The following is a 21,454-nucleotide window of genomic DNA, read 5'->3' on the forward strand; positions in this document are numbered from 1 at the left end:
ACGAACTGAATCGAAGAAGGTGATCCCGTGATCCGTCATATTGTGATGTGGAAGCTCAAGGAAACTGCAGAAGGTGCCTCGCGTGCCGAAAACGTCCTGAAGCTGAAGGAAAAACTCGAAGGCTGCCGCGACATTGTTCCGGGCATGCTCAAGCTCGAAGTCGGCATCGCGGCACCGGGCCTCGAATCGACCTACGACATCGTGCTGGTGTCGGACTTCACCGACAAAGCCGCGCTCGACGCCTACCAGGTCCATCCGACGCACCAGGCGCTGAAAGGCTTCGTCGGTGCGGTGCGCGAATCGCGTGAATGTGTCGACTACGAAATCTGAAATCCGCAATGACCGACTCATCCTCATCTAAAGCGAGCAGCGCGACGCTGCCCGAAAGCCCGTTCGTCGACCGGCTCGGCGCGCAACTCGTCTCGGCGGCGGACGGCGCCAGCGAGGTCGTGTTGCCGCTGCAACCCGATCACATGAATACGTGGGATGTCGCGCATGGCGGCGTGACCATGACGCTCGCCGACGTCGCGCTTGCGATGGCCGCGCGCAGTCTGGCCGGCGACGGCGTCGGCGTGGTCACCGTCGAGATGAAGGTCAACTTCATGCAACCGGGTCGCGGCGAATTGCGCGCCACCGGCCGCGTGCTGCACCGCTCGACCACCATGGCCTATTGCGAAGGCGAGATTCGCGACAGCGAAGGTCACTTCGTCGCCAAAGCACTCGGCACTTTCAAATATATGCGCCGCCTCGCCGTGGGCCGCGACGTGACGCGACAGCGTCTGCGCAGCGATCCTTCGGCGAAACCCGGTCCAAGCGACGGTTAATCACCGGATGAATAGCGTGCGTGTCGAGAGCCGTGCGCGCTGACTCCTCTTTTGCAGACGCTGTTGGTTCGAACTATTCGCCGATCACATCGGTAACTCATGGAGACGATCGTCATGCCCCAGATCAACCGTCAACTCGTGCTGGCTTCGCGTCCGCAAGGCGCGGTTACGCCCGATAACTTCAAGCTTGTCGAAACGCCTCTGGCGCCGCTTGCCGATGGCGAATTCCGCGTGCGCAATCACTTCCTGTCGCTCGACCCGTACATGCGCGGCCGGATGAACGACAGCAAGTCGTACGCAGCGCCGCAGCCGCTGAACGAAGTGATGATCGGCGGCACGGTGGGCGAAGTGGTGGAGTCGAAGAATCCGAAGTTCGCGGTCGGCGATAAGGTCGTCGCGATGTTTGGCTGGCAGGAGTACGGCACCTCGAACGGTGCGGGCGTGCAGAAAGTCGACGATACGCATGTGCCGCTGTCGGCGTATCTTGGCCCGGTCGGTATGCCCGGCGTGACGGCCTGGTACGGCCTGAACAAAATTATCGTGCCGAAAGCAGGCGAGACGGTGGTGGTTAGCGCGGCGAGCGGAGCCGTGGGCAGCGTGGTCGGGCAACTGGCCAAGCTGGCCGGTGCGCGCGCGGTCGGCATCGCGGGTGGCGCGGACAAGTGCCGCTATGTGGTCGAGGCCCTCGGCTTCGACGCCTGTGTCGACTACAAGGCCGGCAATTTGTATCAGGAGCTCAAAGCTGTGACGCCGAATGGCGTCGATGGCTACTTCGAGAACGTCGGCGGCGAAGTGCTCGACGTGACGCTCGCGCGCATGAACGCGTTCGGCCGCATCGCGTTGTGCGGGTTTATCGCGGGCTACGACGGCCAGCCGATGCCGCTCAAGCATCCGTCGCTGATGCTCACGCAGCGGTTGCTGGTGCAGGGCTTCATCGTCAGCGAGCATATGGACGTGTGGCCTGAAGCGCTCAAGCAGCTCGGCACGCTGGTCGCGCAGAAGAAGCTGCAATATCGCGAGACCATCGCGCAAGGGCTCGATGCCGCGCCTGAAGCGTTTATCGGTCTCCTGAAGGGCAAGAACTTCGGCAAGCAACTCGTCAAGCTAATCTGAGCGCGGCAGCTGTCGAGCCGCGCATGCGGTAGATGTCGGTGAGACTCGGCCGATAAACATATCGGCTGAGACGGTTCCCAGCGGATAATCCCCGACCGCTAAATTCAGGAGAGGAAGGATGTTCGAATTCGAAGGCAAGGTGGCGGTGATCACCGGTGCGGCAAGCGGTTTCGGCCGGGCGTTCGCGGAGAAGGGCGCGTCGCTCGGCATGAAGCTCGTGCTCGCCGACGTGAATCCCGAGGCGCTCGCGCAAACCGTCGACGCATTGCGCGCCGGCGGTGCGGAGGCGATTGGCGTGCCGACCGACGTGTCCGATGCCGCCCAGGTCGAAGCGCTCGCGCAAGCGGCGCTCGACGCCTTCGGTAAAGTCCATCTGCTCTTTAACAACGCGGGCGTGGGCTCGGGCGGCTTCCTCTGGGAAAGCACGGCGAACGACTGGGCGTGGGTGTTCAACGTCAACGTGATGGGCGTCGCGCACGGCGTGCGCGCCTTCACGCCGATCATGCTGCGGCAGAACGAACCCGCGCATATCGTCAACACGGCGTCGGTGGCGGGCTTGTTGTCGCCGCCCGCGATGGGCATCTACAACGCCTCGAAGCACGCCGTCGTGTCGTTGACGGAGACGCTTTATCACGACCTGCAGTTGGCGCAAGCCGGGCATACGGAGGGCGGTGCAGTCGGCTGTTCATTGTTGTGTCCGGCCTTCGTGCCGACCGGCATCGCCGACGCGGAACGCGCGCGGCCCGCGGATTTGCGCAACGATAGCAGGCCGACCCGCTCGCAGATCGCCGCCGGCAAGCAACTGCAACGCGCGGTGCAATCGGGCAAGCTGACCGCAGCCGACGTCGCCGACATCACGTTCGAAGCGATCGCTGCGCGGCGTTTCTACATCGTCACGCATCCGGGCATCATGGCGACGGTGAAGCTGCGTCACGAGGACATCGAGCAGTTGCGCAATCCGACTGATCCGATGTCGCTGAAGCCCGAAGTGAAGAACGCGAGCTAGGTGCTGTTTCCCCACTTTTGATCCACTAACCTTCGCCGCCCACGCGCCACTCGACGCCCAATGCCGCTGAACCCGAAAATCGAGCAGGTGCTCGACATGATCGCGCGCGCGAAACGCCCGCAACTTCACGAGTTGACTCCGCAACAGGCGCGCGCGTCCTACGAAAAAAGCGCGCCGATCCTGGAGATCGCGAGCGCGCCAATGTTCGCGATAGAAGACCTGCGCGTGCCGACACGCGACGGCGCGACGATTCGCGCGCGGCTTTATCAACCTGTCGAGCCGAGCTGGGCCGAGCCTGCGCCGGCGTTGGTGTATTACCACGGCGGGGGCTTTACGGTCGGCAGCGTCGCTACGCACGATGCGTTGTGCCGGATGTTCGCGCGCGACGGACGTTGCACGGTGCTGTCGGTCGATTACCGGCTCGCACCCGAGTACAAATTTCCCACCGCCGTTGAAGACGCATTCGATGCGTTGACCTGGCTGCACGCGCATGCCGCGGAGTACGGCATCGATGCGGAGCGGCTGGCGGTGGGAGGCGATAGCGCGGGCGGCACGCTGGCAACGGTGTGCGCGGTGTTGGCACGCGATGCGGGCATCAAGCTCGTGCTGCAATTGTTGATTTATCCGGGCGCCACGGGCTATCAGCAAACCGATTCGCACTCGCGCCTCGCCGATGGCTTCCTGCTGTCGGGCGACACGATTCAATGGTTCTTCGACCAATACGTGCGAGATAAAAGCGACCGCGACGACTGGCGTTTCGCGCCGCTCGACGGGACGCGCGGCGCGCCTGATTTCAGCGGCCTTGCACCGGCATGGATCGCGACCGCCGAATACGATCCTTTAAGCGACGAAGGCGACGCGTATGCGGAGAAACTACGCGCAGCGGGCAACCGGGTTGCGCTAAAACGCTACCCGGGCATGATTCACGAGTTCTTCAAGATGGGTGGCTACGTGCCTGACGTCGCAGAGGCACATGCGGATGCCGCCGCGGCTTTGCGGGTGGCGTTCGGTGTGGAGTAGTCTGCGCTCTGCATAGGCCGTCTGGGAGATCGTGCGATTGATCACCCGACTGCACCATGGCGAGGCGGTCATTAAGTGATCGTCAGGCAGTGAATGGCCGGGCTAGTCGCCAAACGTTCGTGAGGCGATCTCGCGTTCAACATTGAACGCGAAGCTTCGCTCGAAATCGCCGGGCCGTACGATCCGATGCGAGCCGTTATCGTCGCTGCGTTCGGCGGCCGCTACGCTGATCACCTCGCCATGCGCCACCACGCGCACCGCGGTCGTACCGCGCGTGCCGTATTCCGGCGTTTCGATAAACGCAGCCGACAACGCCCGCTCCCGTTCAAGCGGAATACCGGTGGACGGCAATTCGTCATCGCGTGCGAGACGCGGATCGCGCATCAGATCGATCAGGCGCTCGAGCGGCGGCATCGCGTCGCGCGTGAGCATGGCGCCCAGTTCCGCGCGCTTTTTAACCAGCTTCGGCCAGGCGGTATCGAGCACCGCGTTCGAGATGCCGTGCGTGCCGGACTCGAGCAGTGTGGGTGCGGTGTTCGACCGGTTGCAGTACCAGCCGAGCTCGCGGCGCGTCCAGTCGCCGACGAGCAGATTGAAGCCGTTGTAGATATCGCCGGTTTGCGCGACGTGTTGCAGATAGTCGAGCGGCGTTTCGTGCGCCCCGTTGTCCGAGCCTTTTGCGGAGCCAGTGAGCCAGTCGCTCACAAGCGTGCCGCGGGTCGGCGCATCGGCGCGCATTTCATGCGGCGCGCGGTAATTGGTCAGCGCGGCGAAGCGGCCATCGCGCGACATCCCGAGCCACGTACCGCCACCCACCAGATCGCGGCCGGCCAGCACGGTCGGCGCGTCATGCCACCAGTTGATCGGCTCGGCGGTACGGCGGAAGAACTCGTCGCGATTCGCGGCGAGCGTGAGAAGCGGTCCGTCGACCGCATCGGGTCGCCAGTCGAAGACGATCAGGCACATCGGGTGGTGTCTCCCGGTGGGGGCTTAAGAGCGGCAGAATTTGAAGTCTGCAGGAAGTTTGCCGCGAAATTGACGGAGGCACGCGAGGTAGGAATCCCGCTTGGAATCGCCCACACCTTGAGGCTGCGCGTCAGCGGCGATCACGTCGACAGTGTCGCCTTCGCGCAGTTGCAGCGACTGCACCATGTCGGCGGGCAAACGGATAGCGAGGCTATCGCCCCATTTCAAAACCTTCATGGCGCTTCCTATGGATTTAACTGACACGTGTCGAACTTGACCGAATCAGACCTCAGTCGGCAACCCATACGGCAACGCCAGGAACGTCAGCGCCGGACCCTCCGCCGCGCCCAGATGCACCGTGCCGCCTTCGAGCGCCGCCAGCTTGATCTCCACCAGCACGTCGACACCACCCTCCGGCGCCGACGCCGCATTCACCACCATCCCGCACGGCTGGCCCGGATCGTTCGAATGGAAAAGTTCGGCTCCGGCCCTGACCGTCTCCAGTTCGCCCGCCACGTTCGCGAGCGAGGTGCGCCGCTTGATCGTGCCGCGATACTGGCTGCGCGCCACCACTTCCTGACCCGGATAGCAGCCTTTGCGGAAATTGACCGCGCCGAGCACGTCGAAGTTGACCATCTGCGGCACGAACTGCTCGACCACCGGTTGCGTGATGCGCGGCTCGCCCGCGCGAATGTCGAGCCAATCCCATACCGCCGGCGACACGCGCTTGAGCTTTTCGTCGAGCAAGGGCAGGCGCGCCTCGACCGCGGCCTTCGGGCCGACCCACAGATAGCGCAAGCGGCCGAGCGCGTCCGGAACGCGAATCAGCGATCCCGCCGTGCTGTCCACCTGAACGTGCACGCCGTCGGGCAGCGCATCGAACACACCGGAAAGCGCTTTGCGCACGTCGCCCGCCAGACCCACCACCGCCAGTTCGCCGCTCGCATCAACCAGCTTGGCCTTGGCGCGCAGAACGAACATGGACAGTCGTTTCTGCACGGCGGCCTGCACGTCCTTCGACACCAGCAAACGGATCGTCTCGCCGGTGCGCCACGTCAGGAACGACGCCAGCAGCCGGCCCTTGGCCGAGCAATAGCCCGCAAGGCGCGCATTGGCGGCGTCGAGATGCTGGGTGTCGTTGGTCAATTGGCCGTGCAGGAAGCTCGCCGCGTCGTCACCGGTTGCGTCGATCACGCCGAATTGCGTCAGCGGCATGTAGGCGCCTTGCCCGATGACAGCGTCGAATTCGTCAGCAGCGGGGCGCGGCAAAACAGGAAGTCCGACGGGTGCGGAAGCCTGTGCCGTGGCGGCAGTGCCCGTGTGAGCAACTGCGGGCGCAACTGAAGGCGTGCCTGAAGCGGTAGCGAGCGGTGTGTTCATGGATTCCGGGAACAGTCAATTCTGACTTTAGCTAAGGCAAACAAGTATTATATGAGGTCCAACCCAGCCCAGTTTCGCATGACCCTTCTGAAGAAATGTTTCGTCGCCGGCTCAATCGTCGTTGTGCTGGCCGCAGCAGCAATCGCAGGCGGATATCACTGGGCCACCAGCCCACTCGATTTGACCCCCGCGCAACTCGATGTCACCGTCAAGCCGCACAGCAGCCTGCGCAGCGTTACGCTGCAGCTCAACCGCGGCGGCGTGCCGGTCGAGCCTGAACTGTTCATCATCATGACGCGGCTGCTCGGTCTGCAAAGCGATCTGAAATCGGGTAACTACGAGTTCAAGACGGGCATCACGCCGTACGAAGTGCTGCAAAAAATCGCCCGCGGCGACGTCAACGAATATGTGGCGACCATTATCGAAGGGTGGACCTTCAAGCGCATGCGCGCCGAGCTGGACGCCAATCCGGCGCTCAAGCACGACACGATCGGCATGAGCGACACCGATCTGATGAACGCGATCAACGCGCCGGAAGCGTCGCTCGGCAACGGCGAGGGGCTGTTTTTCCCGGACACCTATCTGTTCGACAAGAACACCAGCGATCTGGACGTGTACCGTCGCGCGTACCGGCTGATGCGGTTGCGTCTGGACGAAGCGTGGACCGCGCGTTCGCCGAACCTGCCGTACAAGACGCCGTACGATGCGTTGACGATGGCGTCGATCATCGAAAAGGAAACCGGCAAGAAATCGGACCGGCCGATGGTGGCGGCCGTGTTCGCGAACCGTCTGCGCGTGGGCATGCCACTGCAAACCGACCCCACCGTGATCTACGGCATGGGCGACAGCTACACCGGCCGCATCAGGAAGAAAGACCTGCAGACCGACACTCCTTACAATACCTACACCCGGATGGGGCTTCCGCCAACGCCCATCTCGCTACCCGGTGTCGCATCGCTGCAGGCGGCGATGAACCCGGCGCAATCCACCGCGCTGTATTTCGTTTCGCGCGGTGACGGCAGCAGTATCTTTTCTGACACCCTCGGCGATCACAACAAGGCCGTGGACAAATACATTCGAGGGCAATGATGGCGCGGGGCAAATTCATAACGTTTGAGGGCATCGACGGTGCCGGCAAGACAACCCACCTGGGCTGGTTTCGCGAACGCCTCGAAGAGAAAGTCGCGAGCACCGGCCGCTCGGTCGTGATGACGCGCGAGCCGGGCGGCACGCCGCTTGGCGAACAGATCCGCGAAATCGTCCTGCATCAGAAGATGGACCTCGAAACCGAGGCATTGCTGATGTTCGCGCTGCGCCGCCAGCATCTGGCCGAAGTGATCGAGCCGGCGCTCGCGCGCGGCGACTGGGTGCTGTCCGACCGCTTCACGGACGCGACCTTCGCCTACCAGGGCGGCGGCCGCGGCCTGCCGCGCGACAAGCTGGAAACGCTGGAGCGCTGGGTGCAGGGCGGTTTTCAGCCGGACCTGACGGTGCTGTTCGACCTGACGCCGGAGGTCGCAAGCGAACGGCGCAGCGCCGCGCGCGATCCGGATCGGTTCGAAAGCGAGTCGGAGGCATTTTTCAATCGCACCCGTGCCGAATATCTGCGCCGCGCGGAAGAAGCGCCGTACCGGTTCGCTATCATTGACTCTTCGCAGACCATCGTGCGAATTCAGAAGCAACTTGAAGAGTTGATCGCAGTTCTTTGATTTTAAAAGAATATAATCTTGAGTTATGACGACTGATGAGGCTCGTGTAACGTCTCATGAAACTTCGTCAGTCTATTGATTTAAAAGAGAAACGATGATTTATCCGTGGCAAGCCGATGACTGGAACCGCCTGCAGCAGTTGCGTGGGCACTGGCCGCATGCCTTGCTGCTGCATGGCCAGGCGGGGATCGGCAAGCTGCGCTTCGCGCAGCACCTCGCGCAGGGGCTTTTGTGCGAGGCCCAGCAGGCGAACGGCGAGCCGTGCGGCGCCTGCGTCGCCTGCAACTGGTTCACGCAGGGCAATCATCCTGACTATCGGATCATCGTGCCCGAAGCGCTGGCTGCCGAAGCCGGACTCGCCAGCGCCGCGGACGAAAAAGCCGAGAAGGCCGACGGCGACGAAGGCAAGAAGACGCGCGCGCCCAGCAAGGAGATCAAGATCGAGCAGATTCGCGGCTTGCTTGATTTCGTCGGCGTCGGGTCGCACCGCGGCGGTGCGCGCGTGGTCGTGCTGTATCCCGCTGAGGGGCTGAACATCGCCGCGGCCAACGCGCTCCTGAAAACGCTCGAAGAACCGCCGGCCGGCGTGGTGTTTTTGATGGTGTCGGCGCGCGTCGACCGCCTGCTGCCCACCATCATCAGCCGTTGCCGCCAATGGCCGATGACGATGCCCGCGCCGGAAGTCGCCACGAAGTGGCTCGCCGCGCAAGGCGTCGCCGAAGCACCCGCGCTGCTCGCCGAAGCCGGCGGCGCGCCGCTCACGGCCCTCGCACTGGCGAGCGACGAGAACCGCGCGCTGCGCGACTGGACCCTGAAGCAACTGGCCGCCGGCGCTGATTGCGACGCCTTCGCCTGCGGCGAGGCGCTGCAGAAGCTGCCGGTACCGCTCGTGCTCGGCTGGCTGCAACGCTGGATGTACGATTTGCTGGCGCAGCGCACAGCCGGCGCGCCGCGTTATTTTCCGCAGGCGTCGACGGCGTTGTCGCGCTGTGCGTCGCAAGCTGACGCCAGCGCGTTCGCGCGCTTTATGCGCACCGTGACGCGCCAGCGCGCTGTCGAGAACCATCCGCTGAACGCGCGGCTGGTGTTCGAAGAACTGTTTATCGGCTACCGCGAGCTGTTTGCGTAAATCAACTTTGATGGCCGACGGTGTGTGCAAGGCTGGCGTGCCTTAACCCGCCACGCTGATCCATGCATCCGTCCGCCGATTCGCCTTCCATCTCACGTCAAAGCACCATGAGCCTTTCCTACCGCGATGCCACCTTCGACGATCTGCCCGCGATCGTCGCCATCTACAACTCGACCGTGCCGTCGCGGCAAGTCACCGCCGATCTGGAACCGGTGAGCGTCGAAAGCCGTCTGGCGTGGTTTCATGCGCACGGGCCACACAAGCGTCCGCTGTGGGTGGTGGAAGATCCGCAGCAGTCCGGCCGCGTGATCGCGTGGTTGAGCTTCTCGGATTTCTACGGCCGCCCGGCCTATCTGCGTACCGCCGAAGTCAGCATCTATCTGGACGAAAGCGCGCGTGGCAAGGGTCTCGGCAAGCAACTACTGGCAGCCTCGCTGGCAGTGGCGCCGACGCTCGGCATCGACACCGTGCTGGGCTTTATCTTTGGCCACAATGACGCAAGCCTGCGCCTGTTCCGCGGCTTCGGTTTCGACACGTGGGGGGCGCTGCCGCGCGTCGCGGTGCTGGACGGCGTGGAACGCGATCTGGTGATTCTCGGCAAACGGCTCGAGCCGGCCGCGGCCTGATTTACAGCCACGATTTACAGCCAGATTCACACCCAGCTACTTATCAGCAGGACATCATCATGTTTGTCGATTCGCACTGTCATATCAACTTCGAAGGACTCGCCGACCGCCTGCCGCAGGTGCTCGAGAACATGCGCAGCCATTCGGTCACGCATGCGCTGTGCGTATCGGTCGATCTGGAGACGTTGCCGTCCGTGCTGGCGATCGCCAACCAGTACGAGAACGTGTATGCGTCGGTTGGAGTGCATCCGGATCACGAGGACATGCGCGAGCCGAGTCTCGCCGAACTGATTGAGTTGGCCGAACATCCGAAGGTGGTCGCGATCGGCGAGACCGGTCTCGACTACTACCGTCTGGAAGGCCGCACGATCGCCGATATGGAATGGCAGCGCGAGCGCTTTCGCACCCATATCCGCGCGGCGCACGCCACGAAGAAGCCGCTGATCATCCACACCCGGTCGTCGGCGGAAGACACGCTGCGCATCATGGCCGAGGAGCGCGCGAGCGAGCCGGGCGGCGTGATGCATTGCTTCACCGAACCGTGGGCGGTCGCCGAGCAGGCGTTGGCGCAGAATTTTTACATATCGCTGTCGGGCATCGTCACCTTCAAGAGCGCGACCGACGTGCAGGACGTTGCGCGCCGCGTGCCGCTCGAGCGTTTGCTGATCGAAACCGACTCGCCGTACCTCGCGCCCGTGCCGTATCGCGGCAAGCCTAATGAACCTGCGTACGTAAGTTATGTCGGACGCTTCATCGCGCAACAGCGCGAGATGCCGGATACGGCACTGGCCGCCGCGACGACACAAAACTTCTTCCGGCTCTTCAAGATTCCCGCGCCGGCTGGTGTGTGATCGGTAAAGCCAATAAATATCAAATGGATAGGGACGTTTCCTAAAGTAAAACATGACAAATTATTCGACTTCGACGGCGGCGATTCAAGAGACTTCAGCGGCGCAAATTGCCCTCGGTTCGGCACGCCGCAGCGTGTCGCGCCTCGCGCTGGCCGCCACGTTTGCCTGCGCCGCGCTGACTTCGCTGGTCGCTTCGCCGGTTCAGGCCGCGCCGATCGACTCGCTCATCAAGTCGGTGAAATTCGACGACGTCGACGGTGTCAACAAGCTGCTCGCCAAGGGCATGGACCCGAACAGTGTCGACAACCAGGGCATCCCGCTGTTGGTGATCGCCGCGCGCGAGAAGTCGGACAAGGTGGGGGCGGCGCTGATTGCCAATCCGAAAACCGACATCGAGATCCAGGATAAAGCCGGCGAGAACGCGATGATGATGGCCGCGCTGGGCGGCGACCTCGACTTCGTCAACCTGCTGATCGCGAAGGACGCCGAAGTCAACAAGAAGGGCTGGGCGCCGCTGCACTACGCGGCTGCGAACGGCCACGACGGTATCGTCAAGGTGCTGCTCGACCATTCGGCCTACGTCGACGCCGGCTCGCCGAACGGCACCACGCCGCTGATGATGGCCGCGCGCGGCGGTCATGTGTCGACGGTGAAGCTCCTGCTCGATAACGGCGCGGACCTCACGGTGAAGAACCAGATCGGCCTGACTGCGCTCGATTTCGCGAAGACCTACAAGGAACCGGACGTGGTCGAAGGCCTCACTGCGCGCCTGCAGCAGATGCAACAGAAGTGAAGTGCGCGAAAAGCCGGAGAACCGGCCGCCGGGGCGCCAGCTTCACGGACACCGGCCGTCGGTTCCCTGGACCACAAATTTGCCTGAAGATAGCACCGGTTGGCGTGCCTGCCGCTTCGCAAAACAGTGCAGAATGACGACTTGGCGCGTTGCGAGGCGCGCCGGTTCGATGCGGCGCTAGACCGCCTGATAAACGACCCTGGAAAGGAACACCATGCTGCGGGCTTTGATTTTCGCCAGCGCGCTTGCCGTACCGTTATCGGCAGCCGCGTTTACGGGAGGCGACCTCAACAAGCTGTGCACGAAAACCGATGTGGCATCGCGTAGTGCGTGTGCCGCGTATATCGAAGGCGCCGCCGACGGCATCTTCAACACGATCGACGCGATCGGCGGCACCACCGGGCCGCGCGTCGGCCAGTACTACTGCCTGCCGCCGGACGCGCGCTCGGCGCAACTCACCGACGCGGTACGCAAGTACATCGCCGAGAATCCGATCGTCGCGGGCTATAACGCCAGCACGGCGATCTCGCTCGGGCTCGGCAAGGCATTTCCTTGCAAGAGCGGTAGCTGATCGCGTAGTTGATTTGAATTTGATATGAGTCGCGGCTGACGTTTGCGCCGCGTGCCCGAATCGGGCACGTCGGGCGTTTCATCCTGCTTGAGCCTTGAGGCGTGTTTCTGGCCGGCTTAAACCCGGCCGCCCGCTTTCACAGGCCGCCGGCTTATGCACCTATCCCCGGTCCTGGCGGACGAACGCCTAAGATGTCTACAGGCATGCCGCGCCGGAAGCCTCAAACCTGGACGGCGCACGCCGCTGTTTCAGCGCTCGTCAGCGTCAGTGTCATCAGCGGGGCGTGGCCTTCGCGCTCATGCCCGCTCCCTCGGCATTTTGCCGCCTGTTCGGCCAATGGCCTCGCCCGCGTAGTGCCCGCTCCACGCAATGCCACGGTCGCGCGCCGACGTGTCGGCCGAACTCGAAACCGGCAAGGGCGAACCGCCCGACTGGGTGCCGCGCAGCACGCAGACACCCGCCGGCAGCACCGCCGCGCACACCGAGGCCGATCCCGTGGCAAGCCGCGCCGGTCGTCATCAGGCGGGCGATCCGTTGCAGCAGGTGAAGGAAAAGGTGTAGCGCCGCATGCAGCGCCGATGAGTGCAACTGATCGGACACCCATGCGGTCGAACCGTCCATCTGACTCACGAACCTGGCGCGGTATCGCGCGTTTTGCAGCCGCTTGACGTCATCGAAGTGTTGCAGCGCTCGAGGCGTCACCAGCCCCTGAAGCGCGAACGCCGCGCCGTGCGAACCAAGGAGGACTACCAACATGGGCCGACTGATCGTCGTGTCGAATCGCGTCGCAACGCCGACGGAAACCAAAGGGTCGGCGGGCGGCCTCGCGGTCGGCGTGTTCGGCGCGCTGAAGGACGCGGGCGGCGTATGGTTCGGCTGGAGCGGCGACGTGGTGAGCGAGACCGTCGCCAACGCCGGTCCGACGCTGGAGCAGGACGGCGCGGTGACCTTCGCGACCGTCGGCCTCACGCGCAAGGATTACGATCAGTATTACCGCGGTTTCTCGAACGCGACGCTCTGGCCCGTGTTCCACTACCGTAACGACCTTGCACGCTACGAGCGCGACGAGTATGCCGGCTACCGCCGCGTCAACGCATGGCTTGCGCACAAGCTGATCAAGCTGCTCGAACCCGACGATGTGATCTGGATTCACGACTACCATCTGATCCCGTTCGCCGAAGCTCTGCGCTCCGAGGGCATCACGAACCGCATCGGCTTCTTCCTGCATATTCCGTTTCCCGCGCCGCAGATTCTGCTCAACATTCCGCCGCACGAAGAGTTGGTGAAATCGCTCTCGTGCTACGACCTGCTGGGCTTCCAGACCGCAACCGATGAACTCGCTTTCCACGACTACGTGACGCGCCACGCGCGCGGCACCGTGAGCGGAGGCAACCATGTGGAAGCCTTCGGCCGCAAGCTGCGCACGGGCGTCTATCGGATCGGCGTGTTCCCCGATGAAATCGCCGAACAGGCCGAGCGCTACGAAAGCCGCCAGCACGTGCTCGACCTGAAGCAGAGTCTGGAGGGCCGCAAGCTGATCATGAGCGTCGACCGGCTCGATTATTCGAAGGGACTCGTTGAACGTTTTCGCGCCTTCGAGCAACTGCTGGAACGCTCACCCGAATGGCGCGGCAACGTGACGCTCGTGCAGATCGCGCCGCCGACCCGTTCGGACGTCGCCACCTATCAGAAGATCCGCCAGGATCTCGAATACGAAGCAGGGCGCATCAACGGCCGTTATTCGGGCCTCGATTACACGCCGATCCGCTACCTGAATCAGCAGTACGACCGCTGGAAACTGATGTCGCTGTTTCGTGAGTCGCAGATCGGCTTTGTCACACCGTTGCACGACGGCATGAATCTGGTCGCGAAGGAATACGTCGCCGCGCAGAATCCGGACGATCCGGGCGTGCTGGTGCTGTCGATTTTCGCCGGTGCGGCGGCGGAGTTGACTGGCGCGCTGCTGGTCAATCCGCACGATGCGATCGGCATGTGCGAGGCCTTGCAGCGCGCGTTGCAAATGCCGCTCGATGCACGCCAGCGGCGTCACGAGATCAATATGGCGGCGCTGCGCAAGAACGATCTCGGCGTGTGGCGCGATAGCTTCCTGAACGATTTGCGCAGTGTGCCCGTGCAGACGCCGGGCAAGGGCGGTGGACATAAATGATGGTGCGTTTGAACAGAATGGTTTTACTGAGCGCCCGGCAGCGCGCGTTTGATCGAAAGGTGTCCGCATGCTGAGGACGTTGGCCATCGCGGGGTATCGGTCGCTGCGCGAGTTGATCGTGCCGCTCGGGCAGTTGAATGTCATCACAGGCGCGAATGGCAGCGGCAAATCGAGCGTGTATCGCTCGTTGCGTTTGCTGGCCGAGACGGCGCGCGGCGGGGTGATTACATCGCTTGCGCGTGAGGGTGGTTTGCAATCCACGTTGTGGGCTGGGCCTGAACGTTTCTCGCGCGCGGTACTGGCCGGAGAATTGCCAGTCGAGGGCACGCGCCGGAAAGAGCCGGTGAGTCTGCGGCTTGGATTTTCCGGCGATGAGTTCGGTTATGCGATCGATCTCGGGTTGCCGCCGCTCGACAGGGCCACCCGCTTCCCGCTCGACCCCACCATCAAACGCGAGTGCATCTGGAGCGGGCCGGTGCTGCGGCCGTCGGCCTTGCTGGTCGACCGGCACGGCGCAGCGCTGCGTACGCGTGACGAGCAGGGCGAGTGGCAAACCATCCCTCAACCTGTCGCGAGTTTCGACAGCATGATGACGGAGTTCTCCGACCCACGGACCGCTCCCGAGATGATCACAGTGCGCGAGCAGATTCGTTCGTGGCGCTTTTACGACCACTTCCGCACCGATGCAGAAGCCGCCGTGCGTCTGCCGCAGATTGGCACGCATACCCCGGTGCTCTCGAACGACGGTGCGGACCTCGCCGCGGCCTTGCAAACCATTCGCGAGATCGGCGACCCGGTTGCGCTCGATGCCGCCATCGACGACGCCTTTCCCGGTTCGCGCCTCGACGTCGCCTCCTCGCAGGACGGCCGCTTCGAAGTATCGATGCAGCAACATGGCCTGCTGCGGCCGCTGAAGGGCGCGGAGCTGTCGGACGGCACCTTGCGTTATCTGTTGCTGGTGGCCGCGCTGCTCACGCCGCGTCCGCCGGCGTTGCTGGTGCTGAACGAACCGGAGACGAGCTTGCACCCGGACCTGCTGCCGGCGCTGGCGCGCCTGATCGCGCGGGCTTCCGCGCATTCCCAGGTGCTGGTGGTGTCGCACGCGGCGCGGTTGATCGCGGCGCTCGAACGAGAGGACGGCAGCCAGTCGATCGTGCTCGAGAAGCACTTTGGCGCCACGCGCATCACCGATGCGGACGATCGCGACCTGCCGCCGTGGAAATGGCCGGCGCGATAACCGTGGCCACGTGATCTGGTTGAGGGCAATCGGCAGGCGAGGTACCCAGGCTACGTACCTAAGCTACATACCTGAGCGGATAATAGGCGCGCCATCGGATGTAAGTCGAATGTAACAGCGCACAGGAATTGCAAGGCCAAGGGCTTTTTTGTTCCGCCCTGGTGAATAATGGTGTGATGCGGATGGTGCAGGCGGACGCCCGGCGTTCACTGCATTGATGGAGAAGGACCGGCGCTGTCACAAGCGGCGCCGCTGACGTGCACCGCCATCGGCGCGAGCCGTCAGTTCACGGAGACAAAATATGAAGATTGCGCAGATCGCCCCTTTGACCGAATCGGTGCCGCCGAAGCTATACGGCGGCACGGAGCGCGTCGTGTCCTACATCACCGAGGCGCTGGTCGATCTCGGCCATGACGTGACGCTGTTCGCGAGCGGCGACTCCGTCACGAGTGCAAAGCTCGAACCCGTCTGGCCGCGTGCGCTGCGTCTGGACCCGGGTATCCGCGACCGCATCGCGCCCCACATGCTGTTGATGGAACTGGTGCGCCGCCAGGCCGAAAACTTCGACGTGCTGCATTTTCACCTCGACTATTACTCGTTTTCGGTCTTCAAGCGCCAGGAGACACCCTTCGTCACGACGATGCACGGCCGCCTCGATTTGCCCGAACAACAGCCGGTGTTCGACACCTTCAACACTGCGCCCGTGATCTCGATTTCGAATTCGCAGCGTCATCCTTTGCCGCAGGCCAAGTGGCTCACCACCGTCTATCACGGTCTGCCGGAGCAGCTCTATACGCCGCAACCCGTCGAGCAGAAGTACCTCGCGTTTCTTGGCCGTATCTCGCCGGAAAAACGCGTCGATACCGCGATCCGGATTGCCGGACGTTGTGGGATGCAGATTCGCATTGCCGCGAAGGTGGACGCTGCCGACCGCGAATACTTCGAGCGCGAAATCCGGCCGTTGCTGGACTTGCCGTATGTCGAGTTCATCGGCGAGATCGCGGATAACCAGAAGGCGGAGTTTCTATCCGGCGCGCATGCGTTGCTCTTCCCGATCGACTGGCCGGAGCCGTTCGGCCTCGTGATGATCGAAGCGATGGCGTGCGGCACGCCGGTGATTGCGTTTAACCGCGGCTCGGTGCCGGAAGTGCTCGACGACGGCGTGACAGGCTTTATCGTCGAAGACGAGATCGGCGCGGTGGCGGCGGTCAATCGCCTGCATAAGATGCCGCGGGCGGGCGTGCGGCAACGCTTCGAAGAGCGCTTCACGTCGCACCGGATGGCGCAGCAGTATGTGGATGCGTACCAGTCCGTAATTCGCGCGCAGAAGCGTTCGCGCTTCAAGGTGATCGATACGTCGGGGAGTTGAGCGGCGCAAAACCGGCCTACACGGCGGTATGAAAAAGAACGGCGATGTGCACTACGCATCGCCGTTTTTTATTACCGCTGTGCCTGGGGCCGGTAACCGGATCACGCGGGATCGCGCGGGGCCGCGAGCCTAGATCTTCAGGCGCGTTACCTTGGTGCCCTGCAGCGAGACATCGGCCATCAGGCCGGCATTGGTCAAAATGAATACTTCGACTGGGGCAGTCGCCGTGGTCGTGTCGATCGCGCCGTTGGCGCCCATCTTCACCAATGCGACGGAGGCGTCGCCGCCCGCCGACCAGCCATCGGCATTGCGGAATGTGTCGAGCGAATCCTGCGTCATGAACAGGAAGATGATGGCCTTCGATTGCGCGCCCGCCTGCAGACCGAGCGAGCCGGAAACCGTGCTGTAGTAGCCGACCGTTCCGCCGCCTACGCGCAGCGCACCTTCGCCATACTGGCCGCCAACGATGAAGCCTGCTTGCAGTACCGACGGGAACACCAGTACGCCGCGCGCCTTGGAGACGAGTTCGCGCGAACCCTTCACGGTTGTGAACAGGCGCGACATGGTGCCGTCGACGCTGGCGTCGATCGACTGGCGTTTGGAGGCATCAGTGGAGGGTGTGCTGGGGTTGCCGCTGTTAGTCGTGCAACCAGCGAGTGCAAGGCCTCCGAAAGCGAGCGCAGCGGTAGTCTTCAGCATGAAGTTTCGTCTTTGCATCGTTTTTCTCCATCATGGTTCCTGGGCACAACCTCATATGGTGTTGCCGGGTTGTCTTTAAGTTATATCACACGCAAGCGTAGACGGCGTACTTCGTGGTTCGGCGAAAAGCCTTGTGGGGCGGGGGTTTGCGAGCCATCGCAAGGTGCGCCGATGTAATTTTGACCGGTGGCGCGAGGGCGTTGGAAGACGCTCGGACAGCGCCTTCGAATGGGCTTCTGAAGAATCGAACGGCGCAGGGACCGGCTTATCGGCGCCCGAGTTGAAACCGTATGGAGGACCGGTTTTTACCGATTTTTCGCGTTCGCGATTCGCATTGAAATCGAATTGAAAGTGTTGCCTCGACGCTGCATCCGCGTCCTCACCCATGGTTTGCTGGACTTTTGACCGGCGGGCGCCGCAGCACGCGGCGAATCATGCCGATCAACACGCCAATCAGGAACAGCGTGACCGCCGGCACGATCCAGTAGCCGACGAACGCATGCCAGAGGTAACCCATGAGCGTGGAGCGGCGCACGCTGTATTCGTTGCGGGCGTCCTGCTGGCGCGGCGCATTGGCCGCCAGCACATCGGCCGGGCAGCCGGCGGCTTGCGCCTCGTCGGGCTTGCCGCGGCAGCGCGCGGGCGCGCCGGCGGCGCGTTGTGCGCCGGTGAAATTCCAGGTGGTCAGCGCACGGTCGAGGTCGACGGCGTTATACGCCATTTCCTCCCGGATCTCGCTGACTGCAACGATCGCCACGGGCACGGCCCAGAATATGATGACGACCAGCCACCGCCTTAACCAGCGGTTTTTATGCTTCGATACCATCCTTGCCTCCGATCGATGCTCTGCAGCACCAACGACAAGATGGCGGCCCGTCTAATGTTGTGTATGGGGGTGGGCCGTCTCCGCAGCCATCATAGAAGAAAAACGGCGCGTTCGCGCGGATGGACTGCGAAGGGATAGGTCGCGCGAGGGCGGCTGCCGGGAGATAAGCGGCGACGGAGAGTGGAGGTCAGGACAGAAGGAAGACAGCGGCCGCGCCGGAAAATGGCGCGGCCCTGTTCGAGCAATACGCGGCCAGACACGCGGCGCGTGGGCCGCGCCGATTGCCTCGCGTTTAGTTCGCCGGCGCGGACGACAGGCAGGTCTTCATGAAGGCCTTACGGTCGTCGCCTTTCTTGCCGGCGGCTTGCGTGTTACACGCCTTCATCTTGTCCTGCTGGCTCATCGGCGCGGCGGCGGCCGGCTTGGCGGACAGGCAGGTCTTCATGAAGGCCTTGCGATCGTCGCCTTTTTTGTCGCCAGCCTGCTTGTTGCAGTCGGCCATTTTCGTTTGCTGGCTGTTCTGCGCGAACACCGGCGAAACGAGGACAGTACCCAGCACCAGCGCAGCGATAGCGGATTGGATTTTCATGTGACACTCCATCGGTGGTGAAAACGTTTTTGGTCGTTCATGCGCGTGGGCGTCAACGGCGTCCAGGAGCCCTCGGCACGTTGATTATGGCAAATGCTGTCTGCCAGAACGGACGGAATGGCATTCCGGTTGACAGGCGAGCACGCTGGTTTTCCCCTACGCAGCGGGGTTGGCGGCCCCCCGGGGGGATAAAACGATCGAATCGCAGCAGTGCAAAAATATGTTATGCAATCCGGATTAATTGGCGAGGCGTATGCAAATGAATTAGGCCGGCGTCATTCCATATGGACGATCAAATTCTAAACATCCAATTTGCATTGCTGCAGGTGCAAATGAATAGGAAATCGGCAGAAAATCCCGTTGAAGATCATAGGGGTAGTCTTGACTGGAATTCCTGCGCCGATGCGCCGCCCGTCGTCTCAGTCACGCAAGCCAAAGGAGGCTCGCCATGCACTACCTGTTGATGTATGACCTCGTGCCGGACTACCTCGAGAGGCGTGGCGCGTATCGCGACGCCCATCTGGCTCTCGCCTGGGCGGCAGCGGAGCGCGGTAAATTGCAACTGGCCGGAGCCTTGACCGAGCCTGTGGACACTGCCGTGCTGCTCTTCAAAGGCGACTCTCCCGAAGCCGCCGAAGCCTTTGCCAGAGCCGATCCGTACGTGCTCGCAGGGCTCGTAACGCGCTGGCGCGTCCGCCCATGGATGACCGTGGTGGGTGAGGGCGCGGCGAACCCCGTGCGCTAGAAGCTAGCGCGAACAGCCGCGCTCGCACGGCGTCGAGAGGAATGCGAACAGCATGAAGAAGCGCTGTGTTCGCTTCGACGACAATCGCGTCCCGATGTCACTCAGGTGCTGTCAAAACGCTGCGCCGAGACATTCCGCAGCCGGGCGGAAATACCTTCAAAATGCATCGAAATGCGTTGTGACTCAAATGCCGATTTCGTAAATGCAATTCGCCGTCGTTGCCGCGCCATTGTGCTGTGCAATAACGCCTTTCGGCGCCGGAACCGACGGTGGTTCTGTTACGGCAATACGAAAAATGACGCAGCAAAAAGGACAAGATTGTTTCCATCCGTAACACTTGTCTCAACGATATTCACGCAAACCCTGGTGATGGTATGCTTCGTGCACAAATTCTCCCATGCACGAGTGAGACCACGTTTTGTGCTTCGCAATAGGGACAAACCGCACTAACCCAGTGCGCTATTGACCCCCAAACAGAACGTACAAAACATATTTGTGCAACCGCGGGCTGCACACGGATCGTGAAAATTGAATCCGTGGCCGCCCAAAGCCGCGGCCCGGCCAGGCTGCGTGGAGAAAACCCAATGTTTTTCGATGAGCTAAGCAATGACGAATGGGCGCTGCTGGCAGCGCTTGTCTCTGATGAGCCGGCCGTCCGTCTGAACCGACGCGGTCGGCCCCGCGCCGAACCGCGCATCGTGGCGAATGCCGTTCTGTGGATTCTGACAACTGGCGAACCCTGGTCGAAATTGCCGGGCCGCTATCCGTCGGGTCCTACATGCCGGCGCCGTTTTGAAGAATGGCAGTTGAACGGCACCCTCCTCGAGATGGTTCGGCTGTTGTCGCAAACCGGGCGTACCTTCGCGTACGTCCCGCAACCGGCGCCGCCTGTCGCGGCCAAACCGGCTGTACCTGTAGCCGAAACCCCCAGCGTGCGCGACGAAGGTCTGCGCGGTGTGTCGTGGAAGAGCCCCGAATCGTGGCAGGCGCCCGGCGTATCGAGCAGCCCGAGCAACTGGCGTTCGGCGGATCCGTTCGCCGATATCACGCGCCAGTTGTCCGGAATGACGACGGGTATGACAAACGCGCCGCCGGTGTCGCGTACGCGTTCGGCCCCCTCGGCACCTGCACCTGCATCACCCGCGGCACGGCCTGCCATGCGCGCTGGTCTGCAAGGCATGGAGGAAGCGCGGGCGGTGGACACGGCAATGCACGGTCTGGATTCGGCTATCGCGTCGGCACGCCGCACGCAACAGCTTGAAGATCAGCAGCGCAGCTCGCTGTCGATGAGCCTCGCGCCACGCGGCACGCAAGTCGCCGACCGGCGCGGCTATGTGATCTACGTGGCGGCGGAGCAGGTGCCCAACGCCATGTATCGCGCGTGGGCGGAGATCATGAAGGACGGCAAACGCGTCGAGCGTTCCGGCCTCGTCGGTCCGCGCTTTGCCGAGGCCGACGCGGCGGAGCAATACGCGCTCGAATGGGCGCGGCAGTGGATCGACCGTGAATGCCGTACGCAGGCTGCAGCCGAGGCCGCACCTGCAGTTAATGCCACGGCGGCGGCTGCGGCAGTGGCGCGTCCGTTGCCGGCCATGCGTCATGTGCCGGAGCCGGTCGCTGTGAATCACGGTGGGCCTTTGCACGGTCCGCTCAATGCATTCCGCGGACCGCTGCGCCGTTATCCCAGCGAACCGGCCGCACCCGCAACCGAAAGCAGTGCGTCAGATCGTTATCCGTCGTATCCAGAACTCATCTCCCATGCGGGGTGAGCGCGGCGGTTAACGGTACAGAAATACCGGTACAGCAATACCCCGCGGCCGTCAGGAGCAACAGC

Annotated in this window: 23 protein-coding genes and 1 pseudogene; 18 read left to right on the top strand and 6 right to left on the bottom strand. The window is 63.0% G+C overall.

Features of this window, described 5'->3' with window-relative positions; translation table 11 throughout:
- Positions 1–27 precede the first annotated feature (27 nt).
- The 5 genes from M0D67_RS14060 to M0D67_RS14080 all read left to right on the top strand — a co-directional run bounded on the left by M0D67_RS14060 (position 28) and on the right by M0D67_RS14080 (position 3,963).
- On the top strand, positions 28–330 hold the full coding sequence (locus M0D67_RS14060; RefSeq protein ID WP_171925713.1) for a Dabb family protein: 303 nt from the start codon (positions 28–30) through the stop codon (positions 328–330).
- A gap of 8 nt (positions 331–338) precedes the next feature.
- Positions 339–824, top strand: coding sequence for a PaaI family thioesterase (locus M0D67_RS14065; protein WP_171925712.1), 486 nt, complete (start codon positions 339–341; stop codon positions 822–824).
- Positions 825–938: 114 nt separating this feature from the next.
- On the top strand, positions 939–1,937 hold the full coding sequence (locus M0D67_RS14070; RefSeq protein ID WP_171925711.1) for an NADP-dependent oxidoreductase: 999 nt from the start codon (positions 939–941) through the stop codon (positions 1,935–1,937).
- A gap of 118 nt (positions 1,938–2,055) precedes the next feature.
- A complete protein-coding gene (locus tag M0D67_RS14075; RefSeq protein WP_154559254.1) occupies positions 2,056–2,943 on the top strand; it encodes an SDR family oxidoreductase in 888 nt (295 codons plus the stop codon).
- A 60-nt stretch (positions 2,944–3,003) separates the two neighbouring features.
- Positions 3,004–3,963, top strand: coding sequence for an alpha/beta hydrolase (locus tag M0D67_RS14080; RefSeq protein WP_171925710.1), 960 nt, complete (start codon positions 3,004–3,006; stop codon positions 3,961–3,963).
- A 102-nt stretch (positions 3,964–4,065) separates the two neighbouring features.
- On the opposite strand, the gene M0D67_RS14085 is transcribed toward M0D67_RS14080, so the two are convergent.
- The 3 genes from M0D67_RS14085 to M0D67_RS14095 are packed head-to-tail and all read right to left on the bottom strand — an operon-like array spanning position 4,066 to position 6,309.
- On the bottom strand, positions 4,066–4,929 hold the full coding sequence (locus tag M0D67_RS14085) for an NRDE family protein (RefSeq protein WP_171925709.1): 864 nt from the start codon (positions 4,927–4,929) through the stop codon (positions 4,066–4,068).
- A 24-nt stretch (positions 4,930–4,953) separates the two neighbouring features.
- The gene (locus M0D67_RS14090; RefSeq protein ID WP_171925708.1) at positions 4,954–5,166 is read right to left on the bottom strand and encodes an AbrB/MazE/SpoVT family DNA-binding domain-containing protein; all 213 of its coding nucleotides are present in this window, start codon (positions 5,164–5,166) and stop codon (positions 4,954–4,956) included.
- Between the two features lie 45 nt (positions 5,167–5,211).
- Positions 5,212–6,309: a folate-binding protein YgfZ gene (locus M0D67_RS14095; protein WP_266238947.1), complete on the bottom strand. Its 1,098-nt coding sequence runs from the start codon at positions 6,307–6,309 to the stop codon at positions 5,212–5,214.
- 78 nt (positions 6,310–6,387) lie between these two features.
- On the opposite strand from M0D67_RS14095, the gene mltG reads away from it, so the two are divergent.
- The 11 genes and pseudogenes from mltG to M0D67_RS14150 all read left to right on the top strand — a co-directional run bounded on the left by mltG (position 6,388) and on the right by M0D67_RS14150 (position 16,761).
- Entirely contained in the window at positions 6,388–7,398 is a 1,011-nt protein-coding gene (mltG, locus tag M0D67_RS14100; protein ID WP_171925706.1) for an endolytic transglycosylase MltG, read from the top strand.
- Positions 7,398–8,018, top strand: a complete 621-nt coding sequence (gene tmk, locus M0D67_RS14105; protein ID WP_154559259.1) for a dTMP kinase — start codon at positions 7,398–7,400, stop codon at positions 8,016–8,018. Before mltG ends, tmk begins: the two co-directional genes overlap by 1 nt.
- Before the next feature lie 94 nt (positions 8,019–8,112).
- Positions 8,113–9,147, top strand: coding sequence for a DNA polymerase III subunit delta' (locus M0D67_RS14110; RefSeq protein ID WP_171925705.1), 1,035 nt, complete (start codon positions 8,113–8,115; stop codon positions 9,145–9,147).
- A gap of 107 nt (positions 9,148–9,254) precedes the next feature.
- The gene (locus M0D67_RS14115) at positions 9,255–9,773 is read left to right on the top strand and encodes a GNAT family N-acetyltransferase (protein WP_171925704.1); all 519 of its coding nucleotides are present in this window, start codon (positions 9,255–9,257) and stop codon (positions 9,771–9,773) included.
- Positions 9,774–9,832: 59 nt separating this feature from the next.
- Positions 9,833–10,624 (top strand): TatD family hydrolase, encoded by a 792-nt coding sequence (locus tag M0D67_RS14120; protein ID WP_266238948.1) that lies wholly within the window; start codon positions 9,833–9,835, stop codon positions 10,622–10,624.
- Between the two features lie 52 nt (positions 10,625–10,676).
- Positions 10,677–11,417 carry an ankyrin repeat domain-containing protein gene (locus M0D67_RS14125; protein WP_266238949.1) on the top strand — a complete coding sequence of 247 codons (741 nt, stop codon included), beginning with the start codon at positions 10,677–10,679 and terminating at the stop codon, positions 11,415–11,417.
- Positions 11,418–11,631: 214 nt separating this feature from the next.
- Complete coding sequence (locus M0D67_RS14130) at positions 11,632–11,988, top strand: Rap1a/Tai family immunity protein (protein WP_054042704.1); 357 nt, start codon at positions 11,632–11,634, stop codon at positions 11,986–11,988.
- 369 nt (positions 11,989–12,357) lie between these two features.
- Positions 12,358–12,549: pseudogene (locus tag M0D67_RS14135) on the top strand (mechanosensitive ion channel family protein); the annotation flags it as partial.
- 193 nt (positions 12,550–12,742) lie between these two features.
- The gene (otsA, locus tag M0D67_RS14140) at positions 12,743–14,155 is read left to right on the top strand and encodes an alpha,alpha-trehalose-phosphate synthase (UDP-forming) (protein ID WP_171925702.1); all 1,413 of its coding nucleotides are present in this window, start codon (positions 12,743–12,745) and stop codon (positions 14,153–14,155) included.
- A gap of 67 nt (positions 14,156–14,222) precedes the next feature.
- A complete protein-coding gene (locus M0D67_RS14145) occupies positions 14,223–15,392 on the top strand; it encodes an AAA family ATPase (RefSeq protein ID WP_171925701.1) in 1,170 nt (389 codons plus the stop codon).
- A gap of 301 nt (positions 15,393–15,693) precedes the next feature.
- A complete protein-coding gene (locus tag M0D67_RS14150) occupies positions 15,694–16,761 on the top strand; it encodes a glycosyltransferase family 4 protein (protein WP_154559265.1) in 1,068 nt (355 codons plus the stop codon).
- A 129-nt stretch (positions 16,762–16,890) separates the two neighbouring features.
- Here M0D67_RS14150 and M0D67_RS14155 read toward each other — a convergent pair whose 3' ends face one another.
- From M0D67_RS14155 to M0D67_RS14165, 3 genes are all read right to left on the bottom strand, one after another.
- On the bottom strand, positions 16,891–17,478 hold the full coding sequence (locus M0D67_RS14155) for a YSC84-related protein (protein WP_171925700.1): 588 nt from the start codon (positions 17,476–17,478) through the stop codon (positions 16,891–16,893).
- A 361-nt stretch (positions 17,479–17,839) separates the two neighbouring features.
- Entirely contained in the window at positions 17,840–18,286 is a 447-nt protein-coding gene (locus M0D67_RS14160; protein WP_266238950.1) for a hypothetical protein, read from the bottom strand.
- A gap of 292 nt (positions 18,287–18,578) precedes the next feature.
- A complete protein-coding gene (locus tag M0D67_RS14165) occupies positions 18,579–18,875 on the bottom strand; it encodes a PsiF family protein (RefSeq protein WP_115783158.1) in 297 nt (98 codons plus the stop codon).
- 448 nt (positions 18,876–19,323) lie between these two features.
- On the opposite strand from M0D67_RS14165, the gene M0D67_RS14170 reads away from it, so the two are divergent.
- Together M0D67_RS14170 and M0D67_RS14175 are read left to right on the top strand one after the other, a co-directional pair.
- Positions 19,324–19,620 carry a YciI-like protein gene (locus M0D67_RS14170; RefSeq protein WP_154559268.1) on the top strand — a complete coding sequence of 99 codons (297 nt, stop codon included), beginning with the start codon at positions 19,324–19,326 and terminating at the stop codon, positions 19,618–19,620.
- Between the two features lie 584 nt (positions 19,621–20,204).
- Positions 20,205–21,389: a DUF6566 family protein gene (locus M0D67_RS14175; protein ID WP_171925699.1), complete on the top strand. Its 1,185-nt coding sequence runs from the start codon at positions 20,205–20,207 to the stop codon at positions 21,387–21,389.
- Positions 21,390–21,454 lie beyond the last annotated feature (65 nt).

Origin of the sequence: Paraburkholderia sp. SECH4, from assembly GCF_030511745.1 — a bacterium.
Lineage (GTDB): Bacteria > Pseudomonadota > Gammaproteobacteria > Burkholderiales > Burkholderiaceae > Paraburkholderia > Paraburkholderia madseniana.

Bases quoted from the DNA above. Each gene is read 5' to 3' on its own strand.
- M0D67_RS14070 (WP_171925711.1), top strand. From the start codon at position 939: ATGCCCCAGATCAACCGTCAACTCGTGCTGGCTTCGCGTCCGCAAGGC.
- M0D67_RS14110 (WP_171925705.1), top strand. From the start codon at position 8,113: ATGATTTATCCGTGGCAAGCCGATGACTGGAACCGCCTGCAGCAGTTG.
- M0D67_RS14125 (WP_266238949.1), top strand. From the start codon at position 10,677: ATGACAAATTATTCGACTTCGACGGCGGCGATTCAAGAGACTTCAGCG.
- M0D67_RS14130 (WP_054042704.1), top strand. From the start codon at position 11,632: ATGCTGCGGGCTTTGATTTTCGCCAGCGCGCTTGCCGTACCGTTATCG.
- M0D67_RS14085 (WP_171925709.1), bottom strand. From the start codon at position 4,929: ATGTGCCTGATCGTCTTCGACTGGCGACCCGATGCGGTCGACGGACCG.
- M0D67_RS14095 (WP_266238947.1), bottom strand. From the start codon at position 6,309: ATGAACACACCGCTCGCTACCGCTTCAGGCACGCCTTCAGTTGCGCCC.
- M0D67_RS14170 (WP_154559268.1), top strand. From the start codon at position 19,324: ATGCACTACCTGTTGATGTATGACCTCGTGCCGGACTACCTCGAGAGG.
- M0D67_RS14090 (WP_171925708.1), bottom strand. From the start codon at position 5,166: ATGAAGGTTTTGAAATGGGGCGATAGCCTCGCTATCCGTTTGCCCGCC.
- M0D67_RS14160 (WP_266238950.1), bottom strand. From the start codon at position 18,286: ATGGTATCGAAGCATAAAAACCGCTGGTTAAGGCGGTGGCTGGTCGTC.
- M0D67_RS14145 (WP_171925701.1), top strand. From the start codon at position 14,223: ATGCTGAGGACGTTGGCCATCGCGGGGTATCGGTCGCTGCGCGAGTTG.
- M0D67_RS14115 (WP_171925704.1), top strand. From the start codon at position 9,255: ATGAGCCTTTCCTACCGCGATGCCACCTTCGACGATCTGCCCGCGATC.
- M0D67_RS14120 (WP_266238948.1), top strand. From the start codon at position 9,833: ATGTTTGTCGATTCGCACTGTCATATCAACTTCGAAGGACTCGCCGAC.
- otsA (WP_171925702.1), top strand. From the start codon at position 12,743: ATGGGCCGACTGATCGTCGTGTCGAATCGCGTCGCAACGCCGACGGAA.
- M0D67_RS14175 (WP_171925699.1), top strand. From the start codon at position 20,205: ATGTTTTTCGATGAGCTAAGCAATGACGAATGGGCGCTGCTGGCAGCG.
- M0D67_RS14080 (WP_171925710.1), top strand. From the start codon at position 3,004: ATGCCGCTGAACCCGAAAATCGAGCAGGTGCTCGACATGATCGCGCGC.
- mltG (WP_171925706.1), top strand. From the start codon at position 6,388: ATGACCCTTCTGAAGAAATGTTTCGTCGCCGGCTCAATCGTCGTTGTG.
- M0D67_RS14150 (WP_154559265.1), top strand. From the start codon at position 15,694: ATGAAGATTGCGCAGATCGCCCCTTTGACCGAATCGGTGCCGCCGAAG.
- M0D67_RS14075 (WP_154559254.1), top strand. From the start codon at position 2,056: ATGTTCGAATTCGAAGGCAAGGTGGCGGTGATCACCGGTGCGGCAAGC.
- M0D67_RS14165 (WP_115783158.1), bottom strand. From the start codon at position 18,875: ATGAAAATCCAATCCGCTATCGCTGCGCTGGTGCTGGGTACTGTCCTC.
- tmk (WP_154559259.1), top strand. From the start codon at position 7,398: ATGGCGCGGGGCAAATTCATAACGTTTGAGGGCATCGACGGTGCCGGC.
- M0D67_RS14065 (WP_171925712.1), top strand. From the start codon at position 339: ATGACCGACTCATCCTCATCTAAAGCGAGCAGCGCGACGCTGCCCGAA.
- M0D67_RS14155 (WP_171925700.1), bottom strand. From the start codon at position 17,478: ATGCAAAGACGAAACTTCATGCTGAAGACTACCGCTGCGCTCGCTTTC.